Origin of the sequence: Fictibacillus phosphorivorans (assembly GCF_023715845.1) — a bacterium.
Classification (GTDB): Bacteria; Bacillota; Bacilli; order Bacillales; family Fictibacillaceae; genus Fictibacillus; species Fictibacillus phosphorivorans_D.
This window is the reverse complement of the sequence record NZ_JAMBOR010000051.1, coordinates 1-759: the sequence shown is the minus strand read 5'-3', so window position 1 is coordinate 759 and position 759 is coordinate 1. Positions and strand designations below refer to the sequence as shown.

Genomic DNA, 759 nt, shown 5'->3' with positions numbered 1-759 from the left:
AGTCCTTCATGGCTCACCATTTTCAAATTAATATGCGGGTGTGGCGGAATTGGCAGACGCGCTAGACTTAGGATCTAGTGTCTTTGACGTGGGGGTTCGAGTCCCTTCACCCGCACCATATTAATTTTTACAAGCTTAATAATTTGCGGAAGTAGTTCAGTGGTAGAATACAACCTTGCCAAGGTTGGGGTCGCGGGTTCGAATCCCGTCTTCCGCTCCAGATTGTATGTGCCGGGGTGGCGGAACTGGCAGACGCACAGGACTTAAAATCCTGCGGTAGGTGACTACCGTACCGGTTCGATTCCGGTCCTCGGCACCACATACATGCGCCCTTAGCTCAGCTGGATAGAGTGTTTGACTACGAATCAAAAGGTCGGGAGTTCGAATCTCTCAGGGCGCGCCATATTTTTTACGGGAAGTGGCTCAGCTTGGTAGAGCACCTGGTTTGGGACCAGGGGGTCGCAGGTTCAAATCCTGTCTTCCCGACCATCATAACTATATAAGTTATATTTGGGGCTTTAGCTCAGCTGGGAGAGCGCCTGCCTTGCACGCAGGAGGTCAGCGGTTCGATCCCGCTAAGCTCCACCATTTTTTCAGAAAATGTTTCTGACATTTTCTTTTTTATTGCAAAAAAGTTCTTTGAAAACTGAACAAAAGCAAAGGTAAGGAATTAAGAATGAATTCCGTCAGTAAGAAATTAGAGCAAGTCAAACACTTTTATGGAGAGTTTGATCCTGGCTCAGGATGAACGCTGGCGGC

Annotated in this window: 6 tRNA genes; all 6 read left to right on the top strand. The window is 48.1% G+C overall.

What is annotated here, in order from left to right:
* The first annotated feature begins 34 nt into the window (after positions 1-34).
* The 6 genes from M3206_RS18715 (at position 35) to M3206_RS18690 (ending at position 588) form a co-directional block, all read left to right on the top strand.
* A tRNA-Leu gene (locus M3206_RS18715) sits at positions 35-118 on the top strand.
* Positions 119-145: 27 nt separating this feature from the next.
* Positions 146-220: transfer RNA gene (locus M3206_RS18710), tRNA-Gly, on the top strand.
* 10 nt (positions 221-230) lie between these two features.
* Positions 231-319: transfer RNA gene (locus M3206_RS18705), tRNA-Leu, on the top strand.
* A 7-nt stretch (positions 320-326) separates the two neighbouring features.
* Positions 327-403, top strand: a tRNA-Arg gene (locus M3206_RS18700).
* Positions 404-412: 9 nt separating this feature from the next.
* Positions 413-489, top strand: a tRNA-Pro gene (locus tag M3206_RS18695).
* 23 nt (positions 490-512) lie between these two features.
* Positions 513-588, top strand: a tRNA-Ala gene (locus M3206_RS18690).
* Positions 589-759 lie beyond the last annotated feature (171 nt).